Here is a 24324-nt window from a genome sequence, read left to right on the forward strand (position 1 = left end):
CAGCGACGCGGATGCACGGCGACATGAATTTTACGGAGAAGGCTCGCCTGCAAATCGCTACACTGCGCAGGTGTTGCGTGCCGGATGCGCGCAAAGCTCAATCAGACCGCTGGATGCAGGAGACAAGGTGTGCTCAAGAAACTGGGAATCAAAGGCCGCGTGCTGTTGCTGACCCTGTTGCCAACCAGCCTGATGGCGCTGGTTCTGGGCGGCTATTTCACCTGGATGCAGCAATCGGACCTGCACGCCCAACTGCTGCAAAGGGGCGAAATGATCGCCGAACAGCTGGCGCCGCTGGTCGCCCCCGCCCTTAGCCGCCAAGACACCGAACTGCTGGAGCGCATCGCCACCCAGTCCCTCGAGCAAGCCGATGTCCGGGCCGTGACCTTCCTGGCCCCCGACCGCGCTCCGCTGGCCCACGCCGGCCCGACCATGCTCAACCGGGCACCGGAAGGCAACAGCAGTCAACTGCTGCAACGCACCGGCAACGACGCCACCCGCTACCTGCTGCCGGTGTTCGGCAAGCACCGCAACCTGGCCGGCGAACTGATCCCCGAAGAGGCCGACCGCCTGCTGGGCTGGGTCGAGCTGGAGTTGTCCCACAGCGGCATGTTGCTGCGCGGTTACCGCAGCCTGTTCGCCAGCCTGCTCCTGATCGCCGCCGGGCTGGGATGCACCGGGCTATTGGCCTTGCGCATGGGCCGCACCATCAACCGTCCGCTGAGCCAGATCAAGCAGGCCGTGGCGCAGCTCAAGGATGGGCACCTGGAAACCCGCCTGCCACCGCTGGGCAGTCAAGAGCTGGATGAATTGGCGTCGGGCATCAATCGCATGGCCGGGACCTTGCAGAACGCCCAGGAGGAATTGCAACACAGCATCGACCAGGCCACCGAAGACGTGCGCCAGAACCTGGAAACCATCGAGATCCAGAACATCGAGCTGGACCTGGCCCGCAAGGAAGCCCTGGAAGCGAGCCGGATCAAATCCGAGTTCCTGGCGAACATGAGCCATGAGATCCGCACGCCGCTCAACGGCATCCTGGGTTTCACCCATCTATTGCAAAAAAGCGAACTGACCCCGCGCCAGCTCGACTACCTGGGCACCATCGAAAAATCCGCCGACAGCCTGCTGGGCATCATCAACGAAATCCTCGACTTCTCGAAGATCGAGGCCGGCAAGCTGGTGCTCGACAGCATCCCGTTCAACTTGCGGGACCTGTTGCAGGACACCCTGACCATCCTCGCCCCCGCCGCCCATGCCAAGCAATTGGAATTGGTGAGCCTGGTCTACCGGGACACGCCGCTGTCGCTGGTGGGCGACCCGCTGCGTCTCAAGCAGATCCTCACCAACCTGGTGAGCAACGCCATCAAGTTCACCCGGGAAGGCACCATCGTCGCCCGCGCGATGCTCGAAGACGAGCACGAAGACAGCGTGCAGCTGCGCATCAGCATCCAGGACACCGGTATCGGCCTGTCCAGCCAGGACGTTCGCGCGTTGTTCCAGGCGTTCAGCCAGGCCGACAACTCCTTGTCCCGGCAACCCGGCGGCACCGGGCTGGGCCTGGTGATTTCCAAGCGGCTGGTGGAACAGATGGGCGGCGAGATCGGCGTGGACAGCACGCCAGGCGAAGGCTCGGAGTTCTGGATCAGCCTGCGCCTGCCCAAGACCCGCGACGACGCCGAGGATCTCCCCGGCCCGCCGTTGCTGGGCCGGCGGGTGGCCGTCCTGGAAAATCACGAGTTGGCGCGCCAGGCTTTGCAGCACCAGCTCGAAGACTGTGGCTTGCAGGTCACGCCGTTCAACACGCTGGAGAACCTGACCAACGGGGTCACGGTTGCTCACCAGACCGAACAGGCCATCGACCTGGCGGTGCTCGGCATCACCAGCAACGACATGCCACCCGAGCGCTTGAACCAGCACATCTGGGACTTGGAACACCTGGGCTGCAAAGTCCTCGTGCTGTGCCCTACCACCGAACAAACGCTGTACCACCTCTCCGTCCCGAACCCCCACAGCCAATTGCAGGCCAAGCCGGCCTGCACGCGCAAGTTGCGGCGGTCGCTTTCCGACCTGGCCAACCCCCGCCCAACGCGCAACGAACCCAATGAACCGGTGGCCAGCCGAGCGCCAAAAGTGCTGTGCGTGGACGACAACCCGGCGAACCTGCTGTTGGTGCAAACCCTGCTCGAGGACCTGGGCGCCCGGGTGCTGGCGGTGGAAAGCGGGTACGCCGCGGTCGAGGCGGTGCAACAGGAAACCTTCGACCTGGTCCTGATGGATGTGCAGATGCCCGGCATGGACGGTCGCCAGAGCACCGAGGCGATCCGCCAATGGGAAAGTGAGCGGCATTGCACACCGCTGCCGATCGTCGCCCTCACTGCCCACGCCATGGCCAACGAAAAACGCGCCCTGCTGCAAAGCGGCATGGATGACTACCTGACCAAGCCCATCAGCGAGCGGCAGCTGGCCCAGGTCGTGCTCAAATGGACCGGCCTGGCCTTGCGCAACCAGGTGCCGGACCGGGGCGCGGACGCCCATCGCAGCGGTGAGTTGCTGGTGCTCGATCATGAAGAAGGCCTGCGCCTGGCCGCCGGCAAGGCCGACTTGGCGGCGGATATGCTGGCGATGCTGCTGGCATCCCTCGAAGCCGACCGGGAAGCGATTCGCCAGGCCAGCGAAGCCAACGATCACAATGCCCTGATCGAGCGGGTCCACCGCCTGCACGGTGCCACGCGCTACTGCGGCGTACCGCAACTGCGCGCGGCCTGCCAGCGCAGCGAAACCCTGCTCAAGCAGAAGGATCCGAAGGCCGCGGCGGCCCTGGAAGACCTGGAGCTGGCCATCAATCGCCTGGCCAGCGAGGCACGCATCAGTGCCTGACCCACGAAGCGTTGGCCGCCATCGCCACGGCCACACTGGATAACATCGCAGCCTGGGCCGCCGGCGCGCCGCAGAACCTGATAGATAGCTGACTCGCTCCCACAGTGAATGGAGTTTCGTCGGCCAACCTTTCATCGAGTCCATGCCCCAGCCATGCCCCGTGCTAGCATGTCGCGCCTATTTGGAGGACCCATGGCCGAACACGATTTTCGCTACACCCTGATGAACCCGCAGCACACCTTGACCGAGGTCCGCGCCCTGGCGCCAGGCCGTTACCAGGTCACTGGCAATGGCGGTTCGATCCAGGCCAACGACGTATTGCTCGTGACCCTCAAGGGCAGCAAGGACCTGTCCATGCGCCTGACCGTGGACACCGTTCGCCATCTGCTCAAGCCAATGGGCCAGTGGACCGCCATGACTACCGGCCCGGTATTCGGCGAACTGGCGATCCACACCTGGCAGGTCAATTGCGACCGCTGCACCAAGGAACTGAGCTTCGAATTCGCCGTCGATGCCAAGCTCGGCACCAAGGCCCAGAAACCGGCCGCCACCGCGCGCATTGCCGAGCTGGGCTGGCAGACGGTCGGCGAGAGGCATCTGTGCCCCCAATGCCAGGAAGCCGCTTGATGAAACGCCTGTTCCTGGCCACGCTGGTCGGCGCTGGCCTGATGGGTTGCGCCGCCGATCCGGTGCAGCTGCAGCAAAACCGCAGCTATATTCTTGAATGGATCGGTGAGCGGCCATTGATGGACTACAGCCACCTGACCATCACCCTCGGCGATGATGGCCGGGCCTATGGCAATGCCGGCTGCAACCATTGGTTTGCGCCCTACACCCTGGAAGGCGACCGGCTGAGTTTCGGCAAGATCGGCAGCACCCGCAAACTCTGCCCCCCGGCAGTGATGGAGCAGGAGACGCGATTCTTGCAGGCGCTACAGAAAGTCGAACGCTGGGATGTTTCCCCCATCGAACAGATGCGTTTCTGGCCCGCCCAGGGCAAGCCGCTGCGCTGGTGGTTGGAGGAAGGCTGAAGCCTTGCCTGACCAGGCACTGGCGAGGAAGTTGCTCCCTCGCCACTGAACCCGCTATTTCAGCGCCTGCAACGCCTCCAGCTTCGCCATCACCGCCGCCGCCGTCTGCTCCCCAAGCAATTGCTCACGCACCTTGCCCTGGTTATCGATGATGTAGGTCACCGGCAATCCTTCGCTGCGAGGGATATCGAAGAATTCGGCCGGGTCCTGGGCCAATACGCTGAAGCGAATCCCCATTTTTTCGCTGGCGCTCCTGAGCTCTTCACCCTGTACCTGATCGAAGTTGACACCGAACACGCCCACGTTTCGACCCTTGAGCTGCTCGGCGAGCGCGTTGAATTCCGGAATTTCAGTGCGGCAGGGTGCGCACCATTCGGCCCAGTAATTGAGCACCACCCATTGTTTGTCCAACCGCTTCGAAGCGATCGGCTGGCCGTTCTGGTCCACCCCATAATCGTTTCCACAGCCGGCGAGCAATAGAATGCCGAAAAAAGCCAGTGCCGCCGCCAATCGCCTTGTCATGTGCCAATCCTTGTCTGAAATGTGAACGCTGGCCGCCCATCACGTGCTAGGCGCCGCGCTGCACAGTAGAATAGCCGCCACCTTACGCAAGATGCGACCTGCTCATGACTGATCTGACGCTTTATCACAACCCGCGCTGCTCCAAATCCCGCGGTGCGCTGGAACTGTTGGAGGCCCGCGGCCTGACGCCCACTGTCATTCGTTATCTGGAAACCCCGCTCGACGCCGAGCAGCTCAAGGCCTTGCTGGGCAAGCTTGGCATCAGCGCGCGGCAATTGCTGCGCACCGGCGAGGACGAGTACAAGGCGCTGGACCTGGCCAACGAGAACCTGGGCGAGAACGATCTGATCGCTGCCATCGTCGCCCATCCAAAGCTCATGGAACGGCCGATCCTCGAAGCCGGCGACAGAGCCGTGATCGGCCGTCCGCCGGAAAAGATTCTGGAGATCCTGCCGTGAGCACGCCGTACATCCTGGTGTTGTATTACAGCCGCAGCGGCTCTACCAACGAAATGGCCCGGCAGATTGCCCGGGGCGTCGAGCAGGCCGGCCTGGAAGCGAGGTTGCGTACGGTGCCGGCGATCTCCGCCGAGTGCGAGGCGGTATCGCCGGACATTCCGGAACAAGGCCCGCTGTACGCCACGCTCGATGACCTGAAAAATTGCGCCGGCCTGGCCCTCGGCAGCCCGACCCGTTTCGGCAACATGGCCGCGCCGCTGAAATACTTTCTCGACGGCACCAGCAACCTTTGGCTCACCGGAGCCCTCGTCGGCAAGCCCGCCGGCGTTTTTACCTCCACCGCGAGCCTGCATGGCGGCCAGGAAACCACCTTGTTGTCGATGATGCTGCCACTGCTGCATCACGGCATGCTGATCACCGGCCTGCCCTACAGCGAGTCGGCCTTGATCGACACCCAGGGCGGCGGTACGCCCTACGGGCCGAGCCACCATGCTGGCGCCGATGGCAAAAGCGGCTTGAACGAACACGAAGTTGCCTTGTGCCGCGCCTTGGGATTGCGCCTGGCGAAAACCGCCCTGTTGCTGGAGAACGGCCGTGGCTAAGAAGCCGAAAATCCTGCCGCCCATCCAATGGCTGGAGCCACGCGTACGCATCGCCCGCGCCGTCAGCCTGCTGTGCTTTTTCGGCTTGGTGGGGTTGCTCAGCGCGTATTACTTGCTCATCGCCGACCTGCACGGCGCGCGCCCGTGGGTGATCTTGCTGATCGAATTGGTGCCCCTGCTGATCCTCGCGCCGGGCATGCTCAGCGGCAGCGCCCGCGGGCATTCCTGGATGTGTTTCGTGGTCAATCTGTATTTCATCAAGGGCGCCCTGGCCGCCTACGATCCGAACCGGCATGTGTTCGGCTTGCTGGAAATGGCAGCGAGCGTGGCGGTGTTCTGCTCGGCGTTGCTGTACGTACGCTGGCGGTTTCAGTTGAACCGGCGGTTGGCTGGCGAAGGCGATATCGCCGTCGCCTGATACGCCGCCTTCGCGAGCAGGGCTCGCTCCCACAGTGGACTTGTAAACGCTGAAAATCCCCTGTGAAAGCGAGCTTGCTCCGGGCGGCGATCCGACGATGGCCGCAACCCGGTCTCAATGATTCACGGTATAAGCCAGCATCATCGAAATCTGTGACATCGGCCGCCCGCCACTCTCCTCGTGCCACTGATTGAAAGCTGCCTGCACCGTCGCAAGATCCCGAAGGCTCGTGGGGGCTTTGTCGATGAGGTCCTGGGCGTTGAGCGCCGCTACCACGTCATAACTGGGCACGAATGTGTCCTTGCCCATCATCCGCAGGAAACGCGGTGCCGACAGGCCGCCCAGTTGATGGCCGTGTTTCTTCAGATAAGTCCACAGGCCCACGATGTCAGTCACAGGCCAGTCGGCGACCAGCGCCCCAAAGCTGCCCTTTTCGTGGGCCACGTCCAGGATCAACTGCGCGTTGCGCGGTACGCTCTTGAGCTTGCCCAGGTGGCGAATGATCCGCGCGTCCTGCATCAGCCGCTCCAGGTGCTCGGCGCCCATCAGCACGACTTTCTCCGGATCAAATTTGAAGAACACCTCTTCAAACGCCGGCCACTTGGCGTCCACCAGGCTGTGCTTGAGCCCGGCGCGAAACACCCGCAGGGCCATGGTCGAGAGGTAGCGGTCGTCGCTGATCTTGCGCAGTTGCGCCGGGGTCTTGGGTACAGGCAGGTGGGCTTCCAGTTCAGCCGCCGAACCGAAGCGGTTCAGACAATACTCGTGCAGCCACTTGTAATCGCGCATGCCCTCTCCTGGTATTGAAAAAGAAACGGCGCTCGCAAGCGCCGTGGATAAAACCGGTTGGCAACCTTACAGGTTCACCACATTGACGAACCGCGGCGTGGCGTTTTCGTCGATGCGCAGGTTGGTGAAGTCGAACAGGTTGCGATCCGCCAGTTGCGACGGGATGACGTTCTGCAACCCGCGGAAAATGCTCTCGGTACGGCCCGGAGTCTTGCGCTCCCATTCCTGGAGCATTTCCTTGACCACCTGGCGCTGCAGGTTTTCCTGGGAGCCGCACAGGTTGCACGGGATGATCGGGAATTGCTTGAAATCCGAATAGGCCTGGATGTCCTTCTCGTTGCAATACGCCAACGGGCGAATCACCACGTTGCGCCCATCGTCGGCCCGCAGCTTGGGTGGCATGGCCTTGAGCGAGCCGTTGTAGAACATGTTGAGGAAAAAGGTCTCGACGATGTCGTCGCGGTGGTGACCCAGGGCCATTTTGGTCGCGCCAATCTCGTCGGCGAACGTGTAGAGCGTTCCGCGGCGCAAGCGTGAGCACAGCGAACAAGTGGTCTTGCCTTCGGGAATCAGTTCCTTGACCACCGAATAGGTGTCTTTCTCGACGATGTGGTACTCGACGCCCAGCGACTCGAGGTAGGCCGGCAGCACATGTTCCGGGAACCCAGGCTGCTTCTGGTCCATGTTGACCGCGACGATGTCGAACTTGATCGGTGCAACCTTCTGTAAATGCATCAGCACGTCGAGCAAGGTGTAGCTGTCCTTGCCGCCGGACAGGCAGACCATGACCTTGTCGCCGTCCTCGATCATGTTGTAGTCGGCGACCGCCTCACCGGCCAGGCGGCGCAGGCGCTTTTGCAGTTTGTTCTGGTTGACCGTAAGAGTGCCCATGACGCGAAATCCGTGAGGTGTGACGAAAGGCCGGCATTTTACGCAAAAAACTGGCTGTCGGCGAAGGCTGACGACAGGTGCCTTTATGGCGAGGGGATTTATCCCCGTCGGGTTGCGCAACCCTGCGCACAGACCTAACGGCGATTAGCGTTCCCCGCTACAGCGCGATTTGCTCTAAGCGCCCCATCCCCTTGAGGGCCACTCCTTCCTATACTGCGGCATAAGGTCGCACACACTTACAGACCTTTACTTACCTGGTCAATTGGCCCGTAGGCGCTCCGTTGGGGGGCGATGGCAATAACAAAGGAGTGACTGACTATGATCCATCATGTCGTGGGGCTCTTTACCCACCCTGATCAAGAATGGAAGGAAATCCGTGGCGATCAGGAGGAAAGCATCAGCCACATGTACCTCACCCACACGCTGATCCTGGCGGCCATCCCGGCGGTATCGGCGTTCATCGGTACCACGCAGGTAGGATGGGTCATCGGCAATCGTCCACCGGTCATGCTCACCCAGGAAAGCGCCCTGTGGATGACCATCATGTCTTACCTGGCCATGTTGGGCGGCGTGGCGGTGATGGGAGCGTTCATCCACTGGATGGCTCGCACCTATGACGCCAATCCGAGCCTGGCTCGCTGCGTCGCGTTCGCCACGTACACCGCGACACCGCTGTTCATCGGCGGCCTGGCGGCGCTCTATCCCCACATGTGGCTGGGGATGATCGTCGGGACCGCGGCGATCTGCTACACGGTCTACCTGTTGTACGTAGGGCTGCCGACCTTCATGAACATCCCTCAGGACGAAGGTTTCCTGTTTTCCAGTTCGGTGCTGGCCGTGGGTTTGGTGGTGCTGGTGGCAATCATGGCGTTCACGGTGATTGTCTGGGGGCTGGGCGTGGGCCCGGTCTATACCAATTGAAGGATTATTGAAGGATTAAGGCTCTCCAACCAAAATCGATCTGCCACCACAGGCCGCCGCAAGGCGGCCTTCCTCTGTGCGTGGTTCTGCCTGGGACGACCGCTGGGCGCCTCAACGATTCGCAACGGCCAACGCTTGCGGCATACTCGGCTTTCTGGAGACCCGTAAAGCATGCTCGAGCAACTCAATACCCGCGTCGAAGAGTGTTATCAACAAGCTGAATCCTTTTTCAAACGTCCTTTCAAACGTCCGGTGGTCAGCCTAAAGTTGCGCGGCCAAAAGGCCGGTGTCGCGCACCTTCATGAAAATCTGCTGCGCTTCAATCCACAGCTGTATCAGGAGAACGCCGAGGACTTCCTCAAGCAGACGGTGGCCCATGAGGTCGCGCACCTGATCGCCCACCAACTGTTTGGCGACCGTATCCAGGCCCATGGAGAGGAATGGCAACTGATCATGCGTGGGGTCTACGAACTGCCACCCAACCGTTGCCACACCTACGAGATCAAACGCCGTACCGCAACCCGGTACATCTACAAATGCCCTTGCGACGGCAGCGACTTCCCATTCACGGCGCAACGCCACCGCCTGGTGCGCCAGGGGCGGCGGTACTTGTGCCGTAGCTGCCGCAATACTTTGGTGTTCAGTGGGGAGACGCGGGTCGAGTAGCTGTTTCTTGTAGTGTCCAGGCTGACGCTTTCGCGAGCAGGCTCGCTACCACGCTGGATTTTCGGCGTTCACAAGTGGGAGCGAGCCTGCTCGCGATGAGGCCAGAAAGGACGCTACACAACGACCCTGTCATCACGCAGCCGGGCAATCCGCTCCTCACTGAACCCCAACTCCCCCAACACCTGGTCCGTGTGCGCTCCCAGCCTCGCGCCGATATGCCGAGGCTCGGGCAGTCCTTCGGAAAACTTCAACGGACAGGCCATCTGCGCCTGAGTCGAACCATCCTCTCGGGGCACCTGCTTGACCAATTCCCGAGCCTGCAATTGCGCATGCCCCACGGCCTCCTCCAGGCTCAGCACCGGCTCGACGCAGGCGTCGACCCTCGCGAACAAGCGGCACAGCTCGTCGAAGTCGTGTTTCTCGAACTCGGCTTGCAGTGCCAGTTTGAGGGCCTGTTGCTGTTCAAGCTTGGGCGATAGCCCCTGGACCGCCAGTTCCGGCCGCCCCAGCGTCTCGCAAAGGGCCCGCATGAAGACCGGCTCCAGGCTGCCCACCGACATCCATCGCCCGTCGCGTGTACGGTAATAGTCATAGAAGCTGCCGCCGTTGAGCACATGATTCTCCCACCCAGGCATCACATCGCAGGCCAGGTAACCGGCGCCAGCCAGTGCGTTCAGGCTGAAGACGCAATCGGTCATGCTCACGTCCAAGTGTTGCCCCTGCCCGGTCTGCTGACGTGCAATCACCGCGGCCAACAGCCCGATCACCCCGTGCAAAGAGCCGCCGGCGATGTCGGCCACTTGCATCCCCATCGGCAACGGCCCGCTGCCGACACGCCCGGTGTGGCTCGCCAGACCCGCCAATGCCAGGTAGTTGATGTCATGACCGGCACGCGCCTGATAGGGGCCGGTCTGGCCGTAGCCGGTAATCGACACATAGATCAGCCGCGGATTGATCGCCTTCAGGGCTTCATACCCCAACCCCAATCGCTCCATCACGCCGGGACGGAACTGCTCGAGCAGGATGTCATGGTCGTCCAACAGTCGCTTGATGATTTCCAGCGCAGCCGGTTGCTTGAGGTCCAGGGCCAGGCTGCGCTTGTTGCGGTTGAGGTAGGCATGGCTGGCCGAGACGTCCTGGTCATGGGGCGGCAGAATCCGCAACAGATCCGGACGGTCCGGCGACTCGATCCGCAGCACCTCGGCGCCCATGTCTGCCAGCAACAGCGAGGCGAACGGCCCCGGCAGCAGGGTCGAGAAATCCAGTACCTTGAGCGATGCCAGTGGGCCTTGCATGGAAAATCTCCGCTTCGGATGTGCATCCAAGACTAGGCAGGGGCTTGCGTTGAGGCAATTACCAAGCGTGTCGTTTAGGCTGACAAATCCGCTCAATCCAGAGGGCCGTCGTGGCGAGGGAGCTTGCTCCCGCTGGGCTGCGCAGCAGCCCCTTGCGTATTACACGAAGCCCCTCAGTGGCAGGTACATCCTGGGGTCGCTCCGCAACCCAGCGGGAGCAAGCTCCCTCGCCACAAAAAGCACTTCACCCGGAAAGCACGGCCCAACAAAAAACCCGCCGAAGCGGGTTTCTTGTTACGGGCTGAAGCTTACTTGGTTGGCAGCGCGGTTTCGGCCGTTGCAACCGCGTCGTCGTCTTCACGCACGTCGGAGATACCGCGACCACCGGAGGCCAGTTCGGTCTGCAACTGGTCTTCGTCCAGCTCCTTGACCCACTTGGCGACCACGATCGTGGCAACGGCGTTGCCCACCAGGTTGGTCAGGGCACGGGCTTCGGACATGAAGCGGTCGATACCCAGGATCAGCGCCAGGCCCGCCACAGGCAGATGGCCCACGGCCGACAGGGTTGCCGCCAGCACGATGAAACCACTACCGGTCACGCCGGCAGCGCCTTTGGACGACAGCAGCAGGACCAGCAACAGGGTGATCTGATGCGTGATGTCCATTGGAGTGTCGGTGGCCTGGGCGATGAACACCGCGGCCATGGTCAGGTAGATCGAAGTACCGTCGAGGTTGAACGAGTAGCCAGTCGGGATCACCAGACCCACCACGGATTTCTTTGCACCCAGGCGCTCCATCTTGATCAGCATGCGCGGCAGGGCCGATTCCGAGGAGGAGGTACCCAGCACGATCAGCAGTTCTTCACGGATGTAGCGGATCAGCTTGACCACGCTGAAGCCGTGGGCGCGGCAGATGGCGCCCAGCACCACCAGCACGAAGACCACGCAGGTGATGTAGAAGCAGATCATCAGCTGGCCCAGTTGCACCAGCGAACCGACACCGTAGGCGCCGATGGTGAAGGCCATGGCGCCGAACGCACCGATCGGGGCCAGCTTCATGATCATGTTGATGATGATGAACATCACGTGGGCGAAACGGTCGATGAAGTCCAGCACCGGCTTGCCATAAGAACCCAGGCGATGCAGGGCGAAACCGAAGAGCACCGAGAACATCAGCACTTGCAGGATGTCACCGTTGGCGAACGCGCCGACGATGGTGTTAGGGATCACGTTGAGAATGAAGGCAACGATGCTCTGGTCTTTACCGGCATTGATGAAGCCGGCGATCTTGCTGGTGTCCAGGGTCGTTACGTCGATGTGCATGCCGTTGCCCGGTTGCACGACGTTGACCACGACCAGGCCGATCAGCAGGGCAATGGTAGAGACAATTTCGAAATACAGCAGCGCGTAGCCGCCGGTCTTGCCGACCGACTTCATGTTTTGCATGCCGCCGATACCACTGACGACGGTACAGAAGATGATCGGGGCGATGACCATCTTGATCAACTTGATGAACCCGTCACCGAACGGCTTGAGGGCAACGCCCGTCTGCGGGTAGAAGTGGCCGAGCAAAATGCCGATGGCAATGGCTACGATTACCTGGAAATACAGGGATTTGTACAAGGGCTGACGAGTCGTCATGGCAAACCTTCCTCAAGAGTCCCGTGTGACAACATCCACCTGTTGTCCACGACACCTCAATTGCGAACCCTCCTGCACTGGAGGGATTTGTTTTGTCGGCTGCACGGGGCAGACCTGCACAGGACATCGCAAGGCCCGTGCCATTTTTAAGAAATGCCCTACAACCCGCGTCCCATAACGTTTTTGTTTATTCTTCGTCGATTAAACAGGTGGCGAAGGATGGCGGATTCCCGCCAAGACTCCATTTCTCACTCCTGGATTTGGCGGATATCCGCCTTGTCCAGCGCAGACACCCTGCTACCATCGCTCGCCTAACGGACGGATCTATGCCTCATGCGCCAACGCACAATTGCCAGCCATTTCGCCCGCGCAGCCCTGGGTGGCGCGCGCCGGCAAGGCTTTGACTATTCGTCGCTGCTGCAACAGCTGGGCATCAGCCCGGAGTTGCTCGACGAGCCGCGGGCACGCATCGCGCCCGAGCAGTTCGCCCGCCTGTTGCAGGCGCTGTGGGTGGCGTTGGGGGACGAATACCTGGGATTCGGCAGCGCCCCGAGTAAACCGGGGACGTTTGCCATGATGTGTCACACGTTGATCCACTGTCGGACCCTGGGCAAAGCCCTGCAACGCGGCCTGTTGTTCTACAGCCTGTTTCCCGATGCGCCGAGCCTGATCCTGGAGAGCGAAGGCGACCGGGTACGGTTGACCCTGGACGAGTCGACGCTACGCGACCCTGATCACTTCCTGGCGGAAAGCCTGCTGGTCATCTGGCATCGCCTCGGCAGTTGGCTGATCGGCCAACGGATCGGCCTGGAACAGGCCACCTTCAGCTACGCCAAGCCCAGCCACGGCGCAGAATACGACCTGCTGTTTCCTTGCCCGCTGGTCTTCGAGGCCCGACGCAGCAGCTTGTTGTTCCATGGTCGCTACCTGGAAATGCCCTTGCTGCAGGACGAGCGAACCCTCAAGCATTTTCTCGAACGCTCCCCCGCCGACCTGCTGTCGCGCCCAGACGACGGCCACAGCCTGACCAGCCAACTGCGCCGCCTCCTCAGCCGCGACACGGCGCGCTGGCCCGACCTGGACACCGTCGCCGCACACCTGCACATCAGCGCCCAGACGCTGCGCCGGCACCTTCGCGAAGAAGGCACCAGCTTTCAGGAGCTCAAGGATCAGTTGCGGCGGGATATTGCCATCTACCATTTGGGCCGGGCGGATCTGTCGTTGCAGCAGATTGCCGAACAGTTGGGATTCTCCGAGCCGTCGGCGTTTCATCGGGCGTTCAAGAAGTGGACCGGGGTGACGCCGGGGGCTTATCGGGAGTTGGAAAACTGATGGGGGATATCCCACTTCTGTGGTGTGCTGCCCTGTGGCGAGGGGATTTATCCCCGCTGGGCTGCGAAGCGGCCCCCTGCATTCTGTCTGACACACCACCGCCACCCATTTGGGGCTACTGCGTAGCCCAGCGGGGATAAATCCCCTCGCCACAGGGGCCCGCGACACACTGAAACGCCACTCAAACCACCGGAAAAAGAATCCGAAACGCCGCGCCGCCCAACTCCGAATCCCCCAGGGTCAATCGCGCGCCGTAGCTTTCGATGATGTCCTTGACCACCGCCAACCCGATTCCCTGCCCCGGATGCTGGCGATCCAATCGCTCGCCCCGTTGGAGAATCCGCGCACGCTGGTCCGGTGGCACACCCGGGCCGTCGTCCTCGACGCTCAACTCCGTACCGCCGAGGGTCTGGTGCATGCTGACCCGAACCTCCCCCAGGCATAGCCGATAAGCGTTCTCCAAAAGATTGCCGAGCATCTCCAGGAGGGCGCCCTGTTCGATCGGCACCTGGCCCTGCTCAGGCAGATCGAAATCGACCCGAACGCGCTTGTCGCGATAGACCTTGTCGAGGGTGTCGCACAAGCTTTGCAGCACTGGACGCAAGGGCACCTGGTGCCGCACCAGACCGCTTTTACGCAGGCTGGCGCGCTGCAACTGATAGCCGATCTGCTGGCTCATGCGTTCGATCTGGGTTTGCAGCACCCACGCCTGTCCACGGTCCTGGGGGCGCCGGGCCATGTCTTCGCTGACACCTTGCAACACCGCCAGCGGGGTCTTCAGGCTGTGAGCCAGGTCATCGAGGGAGTCCCGATAACGGCTGCGCTGCTCGCGCTCGCTGTGCAACAGGCGGTTGAGGGAGCCGGTCAGGCGCAACAGTTCGCGGGGGTGGGCGGAGCTGAGGCTTTCGCGGGTGCCTGCTTCGATTTCATCCAGCTCCTGGCTCAGGCGCCGCAAGGCGCGCAACCCCCAGGTCAGGCCGATCCACAACAGCGCCAGCAATACCGCCAGGGCAGCGCCAAACCCCAGGTAAAGATTGTCCCGCAGTCCTTGCAAGGTGACCTCATAGTCGCGCACCGGCTGCAGGGTAACGATACTGAACGCCGCGCTCTGGCCGCCCAACAACTTGACCTCGACGTCATAGACGAAGAACTCCTGGCCGTTATCCTCGCGGATCCGCGCGAACTGGTTGCCCTGCCCGTCGTAGCGCGGCACGTAGTTGATGCGCTCTTCCTGGGTCGCCTTCGAACGCCAGACCAGGCGTCCGTCGCGATCATAGATGTAGCCCAACAGCCGAGCATCGGCGAGGTTGTAGCGTTCGTCGGGCAATTGCGCCGGCATCTTCAGTCGATTGTTTTCCACCCGGGCGGCGGAAATCAGCGTGGTCACATCCGACGCCAGGCGTTGCTCGATGGATTCCTGCAAGGCCAGGCTGAACGCGCCTTGCATCGCCGGCAGCAACGCCAGCATGAACAACACCGCCAGGGTCATGGCGGCCAGCATCAAGCGCAGCCGCAGGGAACGAATCACTGGCAGCGCTCGTTGAACAGGTAACCCAGGCCCCGCACGGTGTCGATCGGCTTGAAGCCGGCCGGGGCTTCCAGTTTGCGGCGCAAGCGGCCGACCAACACTTCGATGACATTGGGATCGCGCTCGTCGTCATCCGGGTACAACTGCTCCATCAAGCGGTCCTTGGCGACGACCTGCTGGTGATGGCGCATCAGGTATTCGAGGATGCGGTATTCGTAGGCCGTCAGCGCCAGCGGTTCTTCATCGAGGGACGCCTGCTTGCGGTTGAGGTCGAGCAGCAATGGCCCGGCGACGATGGTCGACTGGGTGAAACCGCTGGAGCGGCGCAGCAGGGCGTTGAGCCGGGCCTCCAGCTCTTCGAACTGGAACGGCTTGACCACATAGTCGTCGGCCCCGGCGGCGAGGCCTTCGACCTTGTCCTGCCAGTTGCCGCGGGCGGTCAGGATCAGGATCGGGAAGGACTTGTCCTGGGAACGCAGGCGGCGAATCAGTTCCAGGCCGCTGATACCCGGCAGGCCCAGGTCGATCACCGCCAGGTCATGATTGAACTCGCGGACCTGATACAAGGCCTCTTCGGCATTGGCCACGGCCTGCACCACATGGCCGCTGTCGGTGAGACGGGTTTGCAGGTGATGACGCAACAGCGCTTCGTCTTCGACAACCAATAGTTTCATGGGCCTCTCCCAGGCGATTCAAGACAGCAGGTATCGAACAAGGCGCCGGGTCGTCTTGGGCCGACCCGGCTGCACGTCTCCATTGCCTGCCGCCTAGAACGTGTAGTTCGCGGACAGGTAAGTCTGGGCGCTGCTGGTCAGGTCCAGGGAGCCGACCTTCGCGCCCCCGTGCGGGCTCATCTCAGTGCTGGCATTGCTGCGCAGGTAACGGTACCCCAGTTCCACCGAGGTGTTTCGCGAAATTTGTTGCAGGACGCCGCCCTGCAAGCCAACGGCGTAGCCGATGTCGGTGTCGCGGCTGAAGCCCGGGGAGTCCTGGGTCAACTTGGTCAGCCCCGCCGTGCCACCGCCGAACAATTTGGTGCTGCTGGTCACTGGATAAAACACATCGTAGCTACCCAGCAGGTTTTCCTGGCGCAACTTGATGCCGTTGTGGCTCCCCGACACGTTGTCATAGGTAGCGTAGTAGCGGCCTTGATCGTTCTGCCGGCCCAGGCGCAGGCCGTAGGTGGTGTCCTTGCCAATGACGCCATCGGCGTTCGGATTGCCCAGGTTCCGGTCCAGCGCATTGGATTTCTTGACCTTGTCACTGGTCTGGCCGAGGGTCAGGCTGGCGAAATTGTCATCGGCATGGGCCATGGCAGTGGCACCCAATACAGTGAATGCAAGCAGCAGTTTTTTCATATGAGTCATGATCAGTTCCTTTTGAAGCAAGGGTTGTGTGAAGTCGCCGCCACGATAGCCATTGCTCCCTGAACCCTCCTTGAACGTTCTCTGAACCTGGGCTGAATGAATCGGCTAGTCTGTGTGCACCCACTTTTTTAAGGAGATCGATCATGCGCAGATTGCTTGCCGTTGTACTTCTGGCCTTGAGCAGCGCCAGCCACGCCGCCATCCAGACCCAGGAGATTCCCTACACCAGTGCCGACGGCACGAAGCTGATCGGCTATTACGCCTACGACGACGCGGTCAAGGGCCCGCGCCCGGGCGTGGTGGTGGTGCATGAATGGTGGGGACTGAATGATTACGCCAAGCGCCGCGCCCGCGACCTTGCCGGCCTGGGCTACAGCGCCCTGGCGATCGACATGTACGGTGACGGCAAGAATACCGAGCACCCCAAGGACGCCCTGGCCTTCATGCAGGCCGCGCTCAAGGACGGCAAGGCGGCCAGCGCGCGCTTCCAGGCCGGGCTCGACCTGCTGAAGAAACAACCTCAGACCGATCCGGACAAACTTGCCGCCATCGGCTATTGCTTCGGTGGCAAGGTGGTGCTGGACGCCGCTCGCCAGGGCGTCCCATTGGCTGGCGTGGTGAGTTTCCATGGCGCCCTCGTCACCAAAACCCCGGCCACCCCAGGCAGTGTCAAAGCCAAGATCCTGGTGGAGCACGGCGCGCTGGACAGCATGGTCACCGAAGACAACGTGACCGCGTTCAAGAGCGAGATGGACAAGGCCGGCGCCGACTATAAGTTCGTCAGCCTCGACGGCGCCAAGCACGGCTTCAGCAACCCCGACGCCGACCGCCTGAGCCATGGCGAGCATGGCGGGCCGGACATCGGCTACAACAAGGAAGCCGATGAGAAGTCATGGGCGGACATGCAGAAGTTCTTCAAGAAGATTTTCTGACACCCCGTGGCGAGGGGATTTATCCCCGCTGGGCTGCGAAGCGGCCCCTTCGTCAGGCCTGACACACTGCGGTGGCCGATCGATTGGGAGCGCTTCGCACTCCAGCGGGGATAAATCCCCTCGCCACAAACGACAGCCATGCTCCACACAAACGTCCCCACTACCCAGCCTCAAGCCAACCCGGCAAAATGCCGGCATGAACCCACTCCCCGCCCTGCCCGCCTGCTGCTCGCCTCTGGATGAACAGTGGCTGCTGCCCGATGCCCTGGCCGATACGGTGCTGCTCAGTACGCGTTTCGATCCGCTGCTGCTCGTCGCCGCCGATTTCCCCAACAGCGCTATCGAGCCGCCAGCGAGCATCCAGCGCTCGGTGGCCAAGCGCCAGGCGGAGTTCCTCGCCGGGCGAGTCTGCGCCCGGGCGGCCTTGCATCGGCTTGATGGAATCGCCTGTATTCCCGCCATCGGCGAAGACCGCGCACCGGTGTGGCCCGCCCATGTCAGCGGTTCGATCACCCACAGTACCGGCCGGGCGGCCGCCATTGTCGCGCAGAAGCAGCGTTGGCAAGGGCTGGGCATGGACCTGGAAAACCTGCTCGACCCCGAACGCGCCGAGCGCCTGGCGGGCGAGATCCTCACGCCTGCGGAACTGCTGCGCATGGCGACCGTCTCGCGCGATGATCGTGCGCTGCTGGTTACGCTGACCTTCTCGGTCAAGGAAAGCCTGTTCAAGGCGCTGTACCCGATCGTTGGGCAACGTTTCTATTTCGAACATGCCGAGGTGCTGGAGTGGTCCCATGATGGGCAGGTGCGGCTGCGACTACTGACCGATCTTTCGCCCGAGTGGCGCCATGGCAGTGAGTTGCAAGGGCAGTTCGGGGTGAAGGATGGGCAGTTGTTGAGCCTGGTGGGGATCGAGGCCTGAGACCTCCAGTGCCTGCTCGCGAAGGGGCGGCATAGGCGCCGCACCTTTCAGGACCGATCCTGATGCCTCGGCCAACTCAAGCTGAAACACGCCCCGCCCAGGCTTTTGCTCTTGTTGATCAAGGCCCGGCCGTCATGCCAATGAATGATCCGGCGCACGATCGACAGCCCCAATCCATGGCCACCCGAGGCGCGGGCCCGGCTGTCGTCCAGGCGCAGGAACGGCTTGAATACCCGTTCCCACGCGGCCTCCGGCACTCCCGGCCCGTCATCCTCGACGTCGACCCGGCAGCGCAACTGGCCCACCTGGTAACTCACTGTCACCCGTGATCGGGCATGGCGCATGGCGTTGCCCACCAGATTCTGCAGGGCGCGATGCAGGAAGCGCGGCTCAGCCTCGACCCAGGCGTCGTCGCAATCGGCGGCCGACAGGCACAGGCCACGCTCCACCGTGATCCCGGCGCGTAAAGGTCCCAGTTCTTCTATGACCTGATTGACCAGCGCATCCAGATCCACCCGCTGGAAGTTCAACGCCGGCGACCCCTGCTCCAGGCGCGCATACGTCAGCATTTCATCCACCAACCGATCCAGGTCTTCGATGTCGTGGTCCATGCCCGCCAGGTATTTGTCCCGGGCCTCGGGCGTGCTGGCGCTGCCGAGCATTTCCAGGCCGAAGCGCAGGCGCGCCACAGGCGTGCGCAATTCGTGGGACACCGCGCGCACCAGCTCCCGCTGGATCGCCAACAACTGCTGCAAGTGCTCGGCCATTGCATTGAACGCAGCGGCCAGACGCCCCACCGAGTCAGCGCCCCTGGCCGGCACGCGGGTCTCCAGGCTGCCCTGGGCAATCTGGGTGGCGGCCGATTCCAGGCCGCGCAGCCGTCGCTCCAACTGGCGTACCAGCAGGTAGACGATCAAACCGATCAGGCTCAAGCCCAGCGCCGCGATCAGCACCAGCCATTCGGGCGGGTACGGATTCATCTGGTACAAGGGGCCGATTTCCAGGACCCACGGCGTGCCAACCATCCCGGCGAATACCCGGATCGAGTCGCCGCCCTTGCCCAGGGCCATCACCGTATCGCCCTCGGACACCCGACGACGCTGGTCTTCGTCCATGTCCGCCTGGTCGACGGTCATCAGGCGCAGGTCGAAACCGAAGCCCTTTTCCTGTTTGAGTTGTGCAAGCCGCTCGGGCTGCTCGGCCACCGGGTAACGCACCAGTTCGTCGGCCAGTAAATAGATTGTCGCCCGGGCCAATTGCTCACTGATCTGGCGAACCTCCCCTACCAATGTCAACTGCTCGCCGTCGCTGACCAGCCGATAGACCTTCGCCGCGTGGGGGCCGGTCTGTTCCACCAGGACCTGCCCGCGCAGCACGCGGGTGCGCTGGCCCAGGTCGAGGTCGGCCTGGCTGAGCGCCTGCAGTTCCAGCGGGATGCCCAGCAGGCGCGCCCACACCGCCAGGGCACGACGGCGCTCCGTGCCGTTCATCGGCCGCAGATTATCGGCCATCAAGGAAAACGTGCCATGGGCCAGGCGCTCGCGGTACTGCTCGGCACGCGTCTGGTTGAGCTGATGCAGCGCCAGTACGCCCAGTACCGCGACCAACACCAGGGCCGCGCACATGCCGCCATAGATGCGCAGGAAGATCGAGTTCACGGAGCGGCGTCTACGCAAGCTTCGGGAACGAACAGGTAGCCTTTGCTGCGAATGGTCTTAATCAACCGTGGATGGTCGGGGTCGTCACCGATCTTGGGGCGGATGCGCGAGATACGCACGTCGATGGAGCGGTCCTGGCCGTCGTAGCCGATCCCGCGCAGGGCAGTGAAGATTTCCTCGCGAGACAGGATGCGTCCGGCATTGGACACCAGCAGCCACAGCAGGTCGAATTCGGCGCTGGTCAGCTCGATCCCCTTGTCCTGCAACCAGGCTTCGCGCAAGGCGTCGTCGACCACCAGCGGCCCGAACTCCAGGCGGCGCGGTTTCTGCGGCACGGACGGCTCCGGCTCGCTGCGCCGCAACAGGGCTTGGATGCGCGCCAGCAACAGGCGTGGCCGCACCGGCTTGCAGACGTAGTCATCAGCCCCAAGGTCCAGGCCCTGGATCTGGTCGGTGTCGTCGGTACGCGCCGTCAGCATGAGGATCGGGCCGTCGTAGTGCTCGCGCACTTTGCGGCAGATGCTCAGGCCATCTTCGCCGGGCAGCATCAGGTCGAGGATCACCAGGTCCGGCTGCTCGTCGATGATCCGCTGCGCCGCGACCGCGCCGTTGCCCTCGATGGCGACGCGAAGGCCATTGCTTTCCAGGTATTCGCGGGTCAGCTCGGCCAGACGCTGGTCATCCTCGACAATCAATATCTGCCAGGCTTCTTGTTCCACTGGGGGCCTCTTATTGTTGTGGGGCACATGGAACTCTGTGGGAGCGAGCTTGCTCGCGATGGCGGTGGGTCAGCCAGCATCACCGTTACCGGTCCGACGCTATCGCGAGCAAGCTCGCTCCCACAATGCCCACCGCCCCTCCATCGTTTGTCATGTTAAAGGAGGATAAACACGCCCATGCACCGGCCGATTGTATAAACGCGGCTTGCGCAGAAAACAAGCGGACAAATGCGTTCGGTCGGGCTGGATTTGTGTGGTAACGTCCGCGCCCGCAAAAAACTCCGGCCGGTTTTCGAGTCGTCAGAATCGTTGAAAAAAGGCTCGCTCCAGCTAGGTCGCGGCCTGCAGAGGAGTTCCTCGTTTCGCACACAAATTACGCACAGGCTTATCCACAGGCAGCACGTTGATTCATGTCCGAAAACGCATTATCTTGTAGCCCGCCGCGTAAAAAACCCTACATGTAGGGTTTTCGGCCAAAAACCAAACACAAGTCGGATAGAGAATTCAAGCGCTTTTCTCGCCTCTGTCCTTCTGCAACACCGCTGTTTCACAAGTCCAGACCGCCCCTGCGGATGGCAACCGTTTCCAAGGTCGAAAACGACCGGAACGGTACGGGTGTTGCAGTCCTTTGCTGCCACCTTGATAAACCAGGTTCCGAGCCCAGGCTCGCGATCCAAGAACTTCGGATGGACGCGACGCCGCAGGCCCGCGCCCTACTGTCCCGAAGTTGTTATACCCGGCGCCAGTCGGTTGTAGTGCTTCAGGACGGAACGGTGGGCACCGTGATGGTGCCCAAATAAACATAGAGAACGTGGAGACACCCATGCACACCGACACAACTCGCGAGAACCCGCAGGGCACCGCGCCGCTGGCCGCCGATTCGAGCCCGGATCTGTCCGCCACCGCGCCGGGCCAACTGCGCGTGATCAAGCGTAACGGCACTGTCGTTCCCTACACCGATGACAAGATCACCGTCGCCATCACCAAAGCGTTCCTCGCAGTTGAGGGCGGCACCGCTGCCGCCTCGTCGCGAATCCACGACACCGTCGCCCGCCTGACCGAACAGGTCACCGCGACCTTCAAGCGTCGCATGCCTTCGGGCGGCACCATCCACATCGAAGAAATCCAGGACCAGGTCGAACTGGCCCTGATGCGTGCCGGCGAGCAGAAAGTGGCTCGCGACTACGTGATCTACCGTGACTCCCGCGCCAAGGAGCGCGCCACCCGCGCGCCGGCCGACGCGCCGGTCCAGGCTCACCCTTCGATCCGCATCGCACGCGCCGACGGCAGCCTCGCGCCGCTGGACATGGGCCGCCTGAACACCATCGTCACCGAGGCCTGCGAAGGTCTGGAAGAAGTCGATGGCGACCTGATCCAGCGCGAAACCCTGAAGAACCTCTATGACGGCGTCGCCCTCAAGGACGTCAACACCGCCCTGGTGATGACCGCGCGGACCCTGGTGGAACGCGAGCCGAACTACTCGTTCGTGACCGCGCGCCTGCTGATGGACACCCTGCGCGCCGAAGGCCTGAGCTTCCTGGAAGTCGCCGAGAGCGCGACCCACCACGAAATGGCCGACCTGTACGCCAAGGCCCTGCCGGCCTATGTCGCCAAGGGGATCGAGTACGAATTGCTGAACCCTGTCCTGGCCGAATTCGACCTGGAAAAACTCGGCAAGGCGATCAACCACGAGCGTGACCAGCAATTCACCTACCTGGGCCTGCAAACCCTGTACGACCGTTACTTCATCCACAAGGATGGCGTGCGCTTCGAACTGCCGCAGGTCTTCTTCATGCGCGTGGCCATGGGCCTGGCGATCGAAGAGAAGCAGCGTGAAGACCGTGCGATCGAGTTCTACAACCTGTTGTCGTCCTTCGACTACATGGCCTCGACCCCGACCCTGTTCAACGCCGGCACCCTGCGTCCACAGCTGTCGAGCTGCTACCTGACCACCGTGCCGGACGACCTGTCGGGCATCTACGGCGCAATCCACGACAACGCCATGCTGTCCAAATTCGCCGGTGGCCTGGGCAACGACTGGACCCCGGTCCGCGCATTGGGCTCGTACATCAAGGGCACCAACGGCAAATCCCAGGGCGTCGTGCCGTTCCTCAAAGTGGTTAACGACACCGCCGTTGCGGTCAACCAGGGCGGCAAGCGCAAGGGCGCGGTCTGTGCCTACCTGGAAACCTGGCACATGGACATCGAAGAGTTCATCGAGCTGCGCAAGAACACCGGTGATGATCGTCGTCGTACCCACGACATGAACACCGCCAACTGGATCCCTGACCTGTTCATGAAGCGCGTCTTCGATGACGGCAAGTGGACCCTGTTCTCGCCGTCCGAAGTGCCGGACCTGCATGACCTGACCGGCAAGGCCTTCGAAGAGCGCTACGAGTACTACGAAGCCCTGACCGAGTACAACAAGATCAAGCTGTTCAAAGTCGTCCAGGCCAAAGACCTGTGGCGCAAGATGCTGTCGATGCTGTTCGAGACCGGCCACCCATGGCTGACCTTCAAGGACCCGTGCAACCTGCGCAGCCCGCAGCAGCACGTGGGCGTGGTCCACAGCTCGAACCTGTGCACCGAGATCACCTTGAACACCAACAAGGACGAGATCGCGGTCTGCAACCTGGGCTCGATCAACCTGCCGAACCACATCGTCGACGGCAAGCTGGACACCGCCAAGCTGCAACGCACCGTGAACACCGCCGTGCGCATGCTCGACAACGTGATCGACATCAACTACTACTCGGTGCCGCAAGCGAAGAACTCCAACTTCAAGCACCGTCCGGTCGGCCTGGGCATCATGGGCTTCCAGGACGCGCTGTACCTGCAGCACATCCCGTACGGTTCGGACGCTGCGGTCGAGTTCGCCGACAAGTCCATGGAAGCGGTCAGCTACTACGCGATCCAGGCTTCCTGCGACCTGGCCGACGAGCGCGGTTCGTACGAGACGTTCCAGGGTTCGCTGTGGTCCCAGGGCATCCTGCCGCTGGACTCGCAACAGATCCTGATCGCCCAGCGCGGCGAGAAGTACATCGACGTGGATCTGAAGGAAACCCTGGACTGGGCACCGGTTCGCGCCCGTGTGCAGAAAGGCATCCGTAACTCCAACATCATGGCCATCGCACCGACCGCCACCATCGCCAACATCACTGGCGTGTCGCAGTCGATCGAACCGACCTACCAGAACCTGTACGTGAAATCGAACCTGTCGGGCGAATTCACCGTGATCAACCCGTACCTGGTTCGCGACCTCAAGGCCCGCGGCCTGTGGGACTCGGTCATGATCAACGACTTGAAGTACTACGACGGTTCGGTGCAGCAGATCGAGCGCATCCCGCAAGAGCTCAAAGCGCTCTATGCGACCGCGTTCGAAGTGGACACCAAGTGGATCGTAGACGCCGCCAGCCGTCGCCAGAAGTGGATCGACCAGGCTCAGTCGCTGAACCTGTACATCGCCGGCGCCTCGGGCAAGAAGCTGGACGTGACCTACCGCATGGCTTGGTACCGTGGCCTGAAAACGACTTACTACCTCCGTGCCTTGGCCGCCACCAGCACCGAGAAGTCGACCATCAACACCGGCAAGCTGAACGCGGTTTCCGCTGGCGGCAACCACGGTGATGACTCAGTCCTGGCTGCTCCAGCAGGACCTGCGCCAGTGCCAAAAGCCTGCGCGATCGATGAGCCGGATTGCGAAGCTTGCCAATAAGCTGAGCGGGTAGGCGCCTAAAGGCGCCCGCTGAAAGA

The 24324-nt window shown here is 62.3% G+C and carries 22 protein-coding genes and 1 pseudogene; 13 read left to right on the top strand and 10 right to left on the bottom strand.

Going from position 1 to position 24324, the window contains the following annotated elements; all coding sequences use genetic code 11:
- Nucleotides 1-129: 129 nt before the first annotated feature.
- The 4 genes and pseudogenes from DOCECA_RS15680 to DOCECA_RS15695 all read left to right on the top strand — a co-directional run bounded on the left by DOCECA_RS15680 (nt 130) and on the right by DOCECA_RS15695 (nt 3911).
- Entirely contained in the window at nt 130-2880 is a 2751-nt protein-coding gene (locus DOCECA_RS15680; protein WP_445570781.1) for a response regulator, read from the top strand.
- A pseudogene (locus tag DOCECA_RS15685) lies at nt 2868-2972 on the top strand (2-hydroxyacid dehydrogenase); the annotation flags it as partial. The gene DOCECA_RS15680 and the pseudogene DOCECA_RS15685, both read left to right, overlap by 13 nt.
- 100 nt (nt 2973-3072) lie before the next feature.
- Entirely contained in the window at nt 3073-3507 is a 435-nt protein-coding gene (locus DOCECA_RS15690) for a hypothetical protein (protein ID WP_434607300.1), read from the top strand.
- Nucleotides 3507-3911 carry an META domain-containing protein gene (locus tag DOCECA_RS15695; protein WP_420767461.1) on the top strand — a complete coding sequence of 135 codons (405 nt, stop codon included), beginning with the start codon at nt 3507-3509 and terminating at the stop codon, nt 3909-3911. Before DOCECA_RS15690 ends, DOCECA_RS15695 begins: the two co-directional genes overlap by 1 nt.
- A gap of 54 nt (nt 3912-3965) precedes the next feature.
- Here DOCECA_RS15695 and DOCECA_RS15700 read toward each other — a convergent pair whose 3' ends face one another.
- Nucleotides 3966-4433: a TlpA family protein disulfide reductase gene (locus DOCECA_RS15700; protein WP_434560205.1), complete on the bottom strand. Its 468-nt coding sequence runs from the start codon at nt 4431-4433 to the stop codon at nt 3966-3968.
- Between the two features lie 104 nt (nt 4434-4537).
- Between DOCECA_RS15700 and arsC the strand changes: the two genes are divergently transcribed.
- From arsC to DOCECA_RS15715, 3 genes are read left to right on the top strand one after another with little or no spacing between them, the layout of a single operon-like run.
- The gene (arsC, locus tag DOCECA_RS15705) at nt 4538-4891 is read left to right on the top strand and encodes an arsenate reductase (glutaredoxin) (RefSeq protein ID WP_420767463.1); all 354 of its coding nucleotides are present in this window, start codon (nt 4538-4540) and stop codon (nt 4889-4891) included.
- Entirely contained in the window at nt 4888-5493 is a 606-nt protein-coding gene (wrbA, locus tag DOCECA_RS15710; RefSeq protein ID WP_420767464.1) for an NAD(P)H:quinone oxidoreductase, read from the top strand. Before arsC ends, wrbA begins: the two co-directional genes overlap by 4 nt.
- Nucleotides 5486-5911 carry a DUF2069 domain-containing protein gene (locus DOCECA_RS15715; protein WP_434560209.1) on the top strand — a complete coding sequence of 142 codons (426 nt, stop codon included), beginning with the start codon at nt 5486-5488 and terminating at the stop codon, nt 5909-5911. The genes wrbA and DOCECA_RS15715 overlap by 8 nt, the downstream gene beginning before the upstream one ends.
- A gap of 114 nt (nt 5912-6025) precedes the next feature.
- Here the strand turns inward: DOCECA_RS15715 and DOCECA_RS15720 are convergent, their stop codons facing one another.
- Together DOCECA_RS15720 and ttcA are read right to left on the bottom strand one after the other, a co-directional pair.
- Nucleotides 6026-6700 (bottom strand): DNA-3-methyladenine glycosylase I, encoded by a 675-nt coding sequence (locus DOCECA_RS15720; RefSeq protein ID WP_445570782.1) that lies wholly within the window; start codon nt 6698-6700, stop codon nt 6026-6028.
- Between the two features lie 66 nt (nt 6701-6766).
- Nucleotides 6767-7591 carry a tRNA 2-thiocytidine(32) synthetase TtcA gene (gene ttcA, locus DOCECA_RS15725; RefSeq protein WP_030142418.1) on the bottom strand — a complete coding sequence of 275 codons (825 nt, stop codon included), beginning with the start codon at nt 7589-7591 and terminating at the stop codon, nt 6767-6769.
- Between the two features lie 318 nt (nt 7592-7909).
- On the opposite strand from ttcA, the gene DOCECA_RS15730 reads away from it, so the two are divergent.
- Both DOCECA_RS15730 and DOCECA_RS15735 read left to right on the top strand, forming a co-directional pair.
- The gene (locus DOCECA_RS15730; RefSeq protein ID WP_039591896.1) at nt 7910-8512 is read left to right on the top strand and encodes a Yip1 family protein; all 603 of its coding nucleotides are present in this window, start codon (nt 7910-7912) and stop codon (nt 8510-8512) included.
- 171 nt (nt 8513-8683) lie between these two features.
- Nucleotides 8684-9178, top strand: coding sequence for a SprT family zinc-dependent metalloprotease (locus DOCECA_RS15735; RefSeq protein WP_030142420.1), 495 nt, complete (start codon nt 8684-8686; stop codon nt 9176-9178).
- Nucleotides 9179-9291: 113 nt separating this feature from the next.
- Here DOCECA_RS15735 and DOCECA_RS15740 read toward each other — a convergent pair whose 3' ends face one another.
- Both DOCECA_RS15740 and DOCECA_RS15745 read right to left on the bottom strand, forming a co-directional pair.
- The gene (locus DOCECA_RS15740; RefSeq protein ID WP_445570783.1) at nt 9292-10473 is read right to left on the bottom strand and encodes a CaiB/BaiF CoA transferase family protein; all 1182 of its coding nucleotides are present in this window, start codon (nt 10471-10473) and stop codon (nt 9292-9294) included.
- 308 nt (nt 10474-10781) lie between these two features.
- Nucleotides 10782-12113 (bottom strand): dicarboxylate/amino acid:cation symporter, encoded by a 1332-nt coding sequence (locus tag DOCECA_RS15745; protein ID WP_420767470.1) that lies wholly within the window; start codon nt 12111-12113, stop codon nt 10782-10784.
- A gap of 333 nt (nt 12114-12446) precedes the next feature.
- Between DOCECA_RS15745 and DOCECA_RS15750 the strand changes: the two genes are divergently transcribed.
- Nucleotides 12447-13445, top strand: coding sequence for an AraC family transcriptional regulator (locus DOCECA_RS15750; RefSeq protein ID WP_420767471.1), 999 nt, complete (start codon nt 12447-12449; stop codon nt 13443-13445).
- Between the two features lie 181 nt (nt 13446-13626).
- On the opposite strand, the gene DOCECA_RS15755 is transcribed toward DOCECA_RS15750, so the two are convergent.
- The 3 genes from DOCECA_RS15755 to DOCECA_RS15765 form a co-directional block, all read right to left on the bottom strand.
- Nucleotides 13627-14973 (bottom strand): ATP-binding protein, encoded by a 1347-nt coding sequence (locus DOCECA_RS15755; RefSeq protein WP_434560213.1) that lies wholly within the window; start codon nt 14971-14973, stop codon nt 13627-13629.
- The gene (locus DOCECA_RS15760; RefSeq protein ID WP_434560215.1) at nt 14970-15647 is read right to left on the bottom strand and encodes a response regulator; all 678 of its coding nucleotides are present in this window, start codon (nt 15645-15647) and stop codon (nt 14970-14972) included. Before DOCECA_RS15760 ends, DOCECA_RS15755 begins: the two co-directional genes overlap by 4 nt.
- A 93-nt stretch (nt 15648-15740) precedes the next feature.
- Complete coding sequence (locus tag DOCECA_RS15765; protein ID WP_420767474.1) at nt 15741-16340, bottom strand: hypothetical protein; 600 nt, start codon at nt 16338-16340, stop codon at nt 15741-15743.
- A 143-nt stretch (nt 16341-16483) separates the two neighbouring features.
- Here DOCECA_RS15765 and DOCECA_RS15770 point away from each other — a divergent pair, with 143 nt between their 5' ends.
- The gene (locus tag DOCECA_RS15770) at nt 16484-17272 is read left to right on the top strand and encodes a dienelactone hydrolase family protein (protein ID WP_434560219.1); all 789 of its coding nucleotides are present in this window, start codon (nt 16484-16486) and stop codon (nt 17270-17272) included.
- Nucleotides 17273-17468: 196 nt separating this feature from the next.
- Nucleotides 17469-18194, top strand: a complete 726-nt coding sequence (locus DOCECA_RS15775) for a 4'-phosphopantetheinyl transferase family protein (protein ID WP_420767476.1) — start codon at nt 17469-17471, stop codon at nt 18192-18194.
- A gap of 47 nt (nt 18195-18241) precedes the next feature.
- On the opposite strand, the gene DOCECA_RS15780 is transcribed toward DOCECA_RS15775, so the two are convergent.
- On the bottom strand, nt 18242-19852 hold the full coding sequence (locus tag DOCECA_RS15780) for an ATP-binding protein (RefSeq protein WP_420767477.1): 1611 nt from the start codon (nt 19850-19852) through the stop codon (nt 18242-18244).
- Nucleotides 19849-20571 (bottom strand): response regulator, encoded by a 723-nt coding sequence (locus tag DOCECA_RS15785; protein ID WP_420767478.1) that lies wholly within the window; start codon nt 20569-20571, stop codon nt 19849-19851. Before DOCECA_RS15785 ends, DOCECA_RS15780 begins: the two co-directional genes overlap by 4 nt.
- Nucleotides 20572-21394: 823 nt before the next feature.
- Here DOCECA_RS15785 and DOCECA_RS15790 point away from each other — a divergent pair.
- Nucleotides 21395-24286: a ribonucleoside-diphosphate reductase subunit alpha gene (locus tag DOCECA_RS15790; RefSeq protein WP_420767479.1), complete on the top strand. Its 2892-nt coding sequence runs from the start codon at nt 21395-21397 to the stop codon at nt 24284-24286.
- Nucleotides 24287-24324 lie beyond the last annotated feature (38 nt).

It is taken from the genome of Pseudomonas sp. E102, assembly GCF_052660185.1.

Coding starts and splice junctions, on each gene's coding strand:
- DOCECA_RS15690 (WP_434607300.1), top strand. CDS start 3,073: ATGGCCGAACACGATTTTCGCTACACCCTGATGAACCCGCAGCACACC.
- DOCECA_RS15695 (WP_420767461.1), top strand. CDS start 3,507: ATGAAACGCCTGTTCCTGGCCACGCTGGTCGGCGCTGGCCTGATGGGT.
- DOCECA_RS15700 (WP_434560205.1), bottom strand. CDS start 4,433: ATGACAAGGCGATTGGCGGCGGCACTGGCTTTTTTCGGCATTCTATTG.
- arsC (WP_420767463.1), top strand. CDS start 4,538: ATGACTGATCTGACGCTTTATCACAACCCGCGCTGCTCCAAATCCCGC.
- DOCECA_RS15720 (WP_445570782.1), bottom strand. CDS start 6,700: ATGCGCGATTACAAGTGGCTGCACGAGTATTGTCTGAACCGCTTCGGT.
- ttcA (WP_030142418.1), bottom strand. CDS start 7,591: ATGGGCACTCTTACGGTCAACCAGAACAAACTGCAAAAGCGCCTGCGC.
- DOCECA_RS15730 (WP_039591896.1), top strand. CDS start 7,910: ATGATCCATCATGTCGTGGGGCTCTTTACCCACCCTGATCAAGAATGG.
- DOCECA_RS15735 (WP_030142420.1), top strand. CDS start 8,684: ATGCTCGAGCAACTCAATACCCGCGTCGAAGAGTGTTATCAACAAGCT.
- DOCECA_RS15740 (WP_445570783.1), bottom strand. CDS start 10,473: ATGCAAGGCCCACTGGCATCGCTCAAGGTACTGGATTTCTCGACCCTG.
- DOCECA_RS15745 (WP_420767470.1), bottom strand. CDS start 12,113: ATGACGACTCGTCAGCCCTTGTACAAATCCCTGTATTTCCAGGTAATC.
- DOCECA_RS15750 (WP_420767471.1), top strand. CDS start 12,447: ATGCGCCAACGCACAATTGCCAGCCATTTCGCCCGCGCAGCCCTGGGT.
- DOCECA_RS15760 (WP_434560215.1), bottom strand. CDS start 15,647: ATGAAACTATTGGTTGTCGAAGACGAAGCGCTGTTGCGTCATCACCTG.
- DOCECA_RS15765 (WP_420767474.1), bottom strand. CDS start 16,340: ATGACTCATATGAAAAAACTGCTGCTTGCATTCACTGTATTGGGTGCC.
- DOCECA_RS15770 (WP_434560219.1), top strand. CDS start 16,484: ATGCGCAGATTGCTTGCCGTTGTACTTCTGGCCTTGAGCAGCGCCAGC.
- DOCECA_RS15775 (WP_420767476.1), top strand. CDS start 17,469: ATGAACCCACTCCCCGCCCTGCCCGCCTGCTGCTCGCCTCTGGATGAA.
- DOCECA_RS15790 (WP_420767479.1), top strand. CDS start 21,395: ATGCACACCGACACAACTCGCGAGAACCCGCAGGGCACCGCGCCGCTG.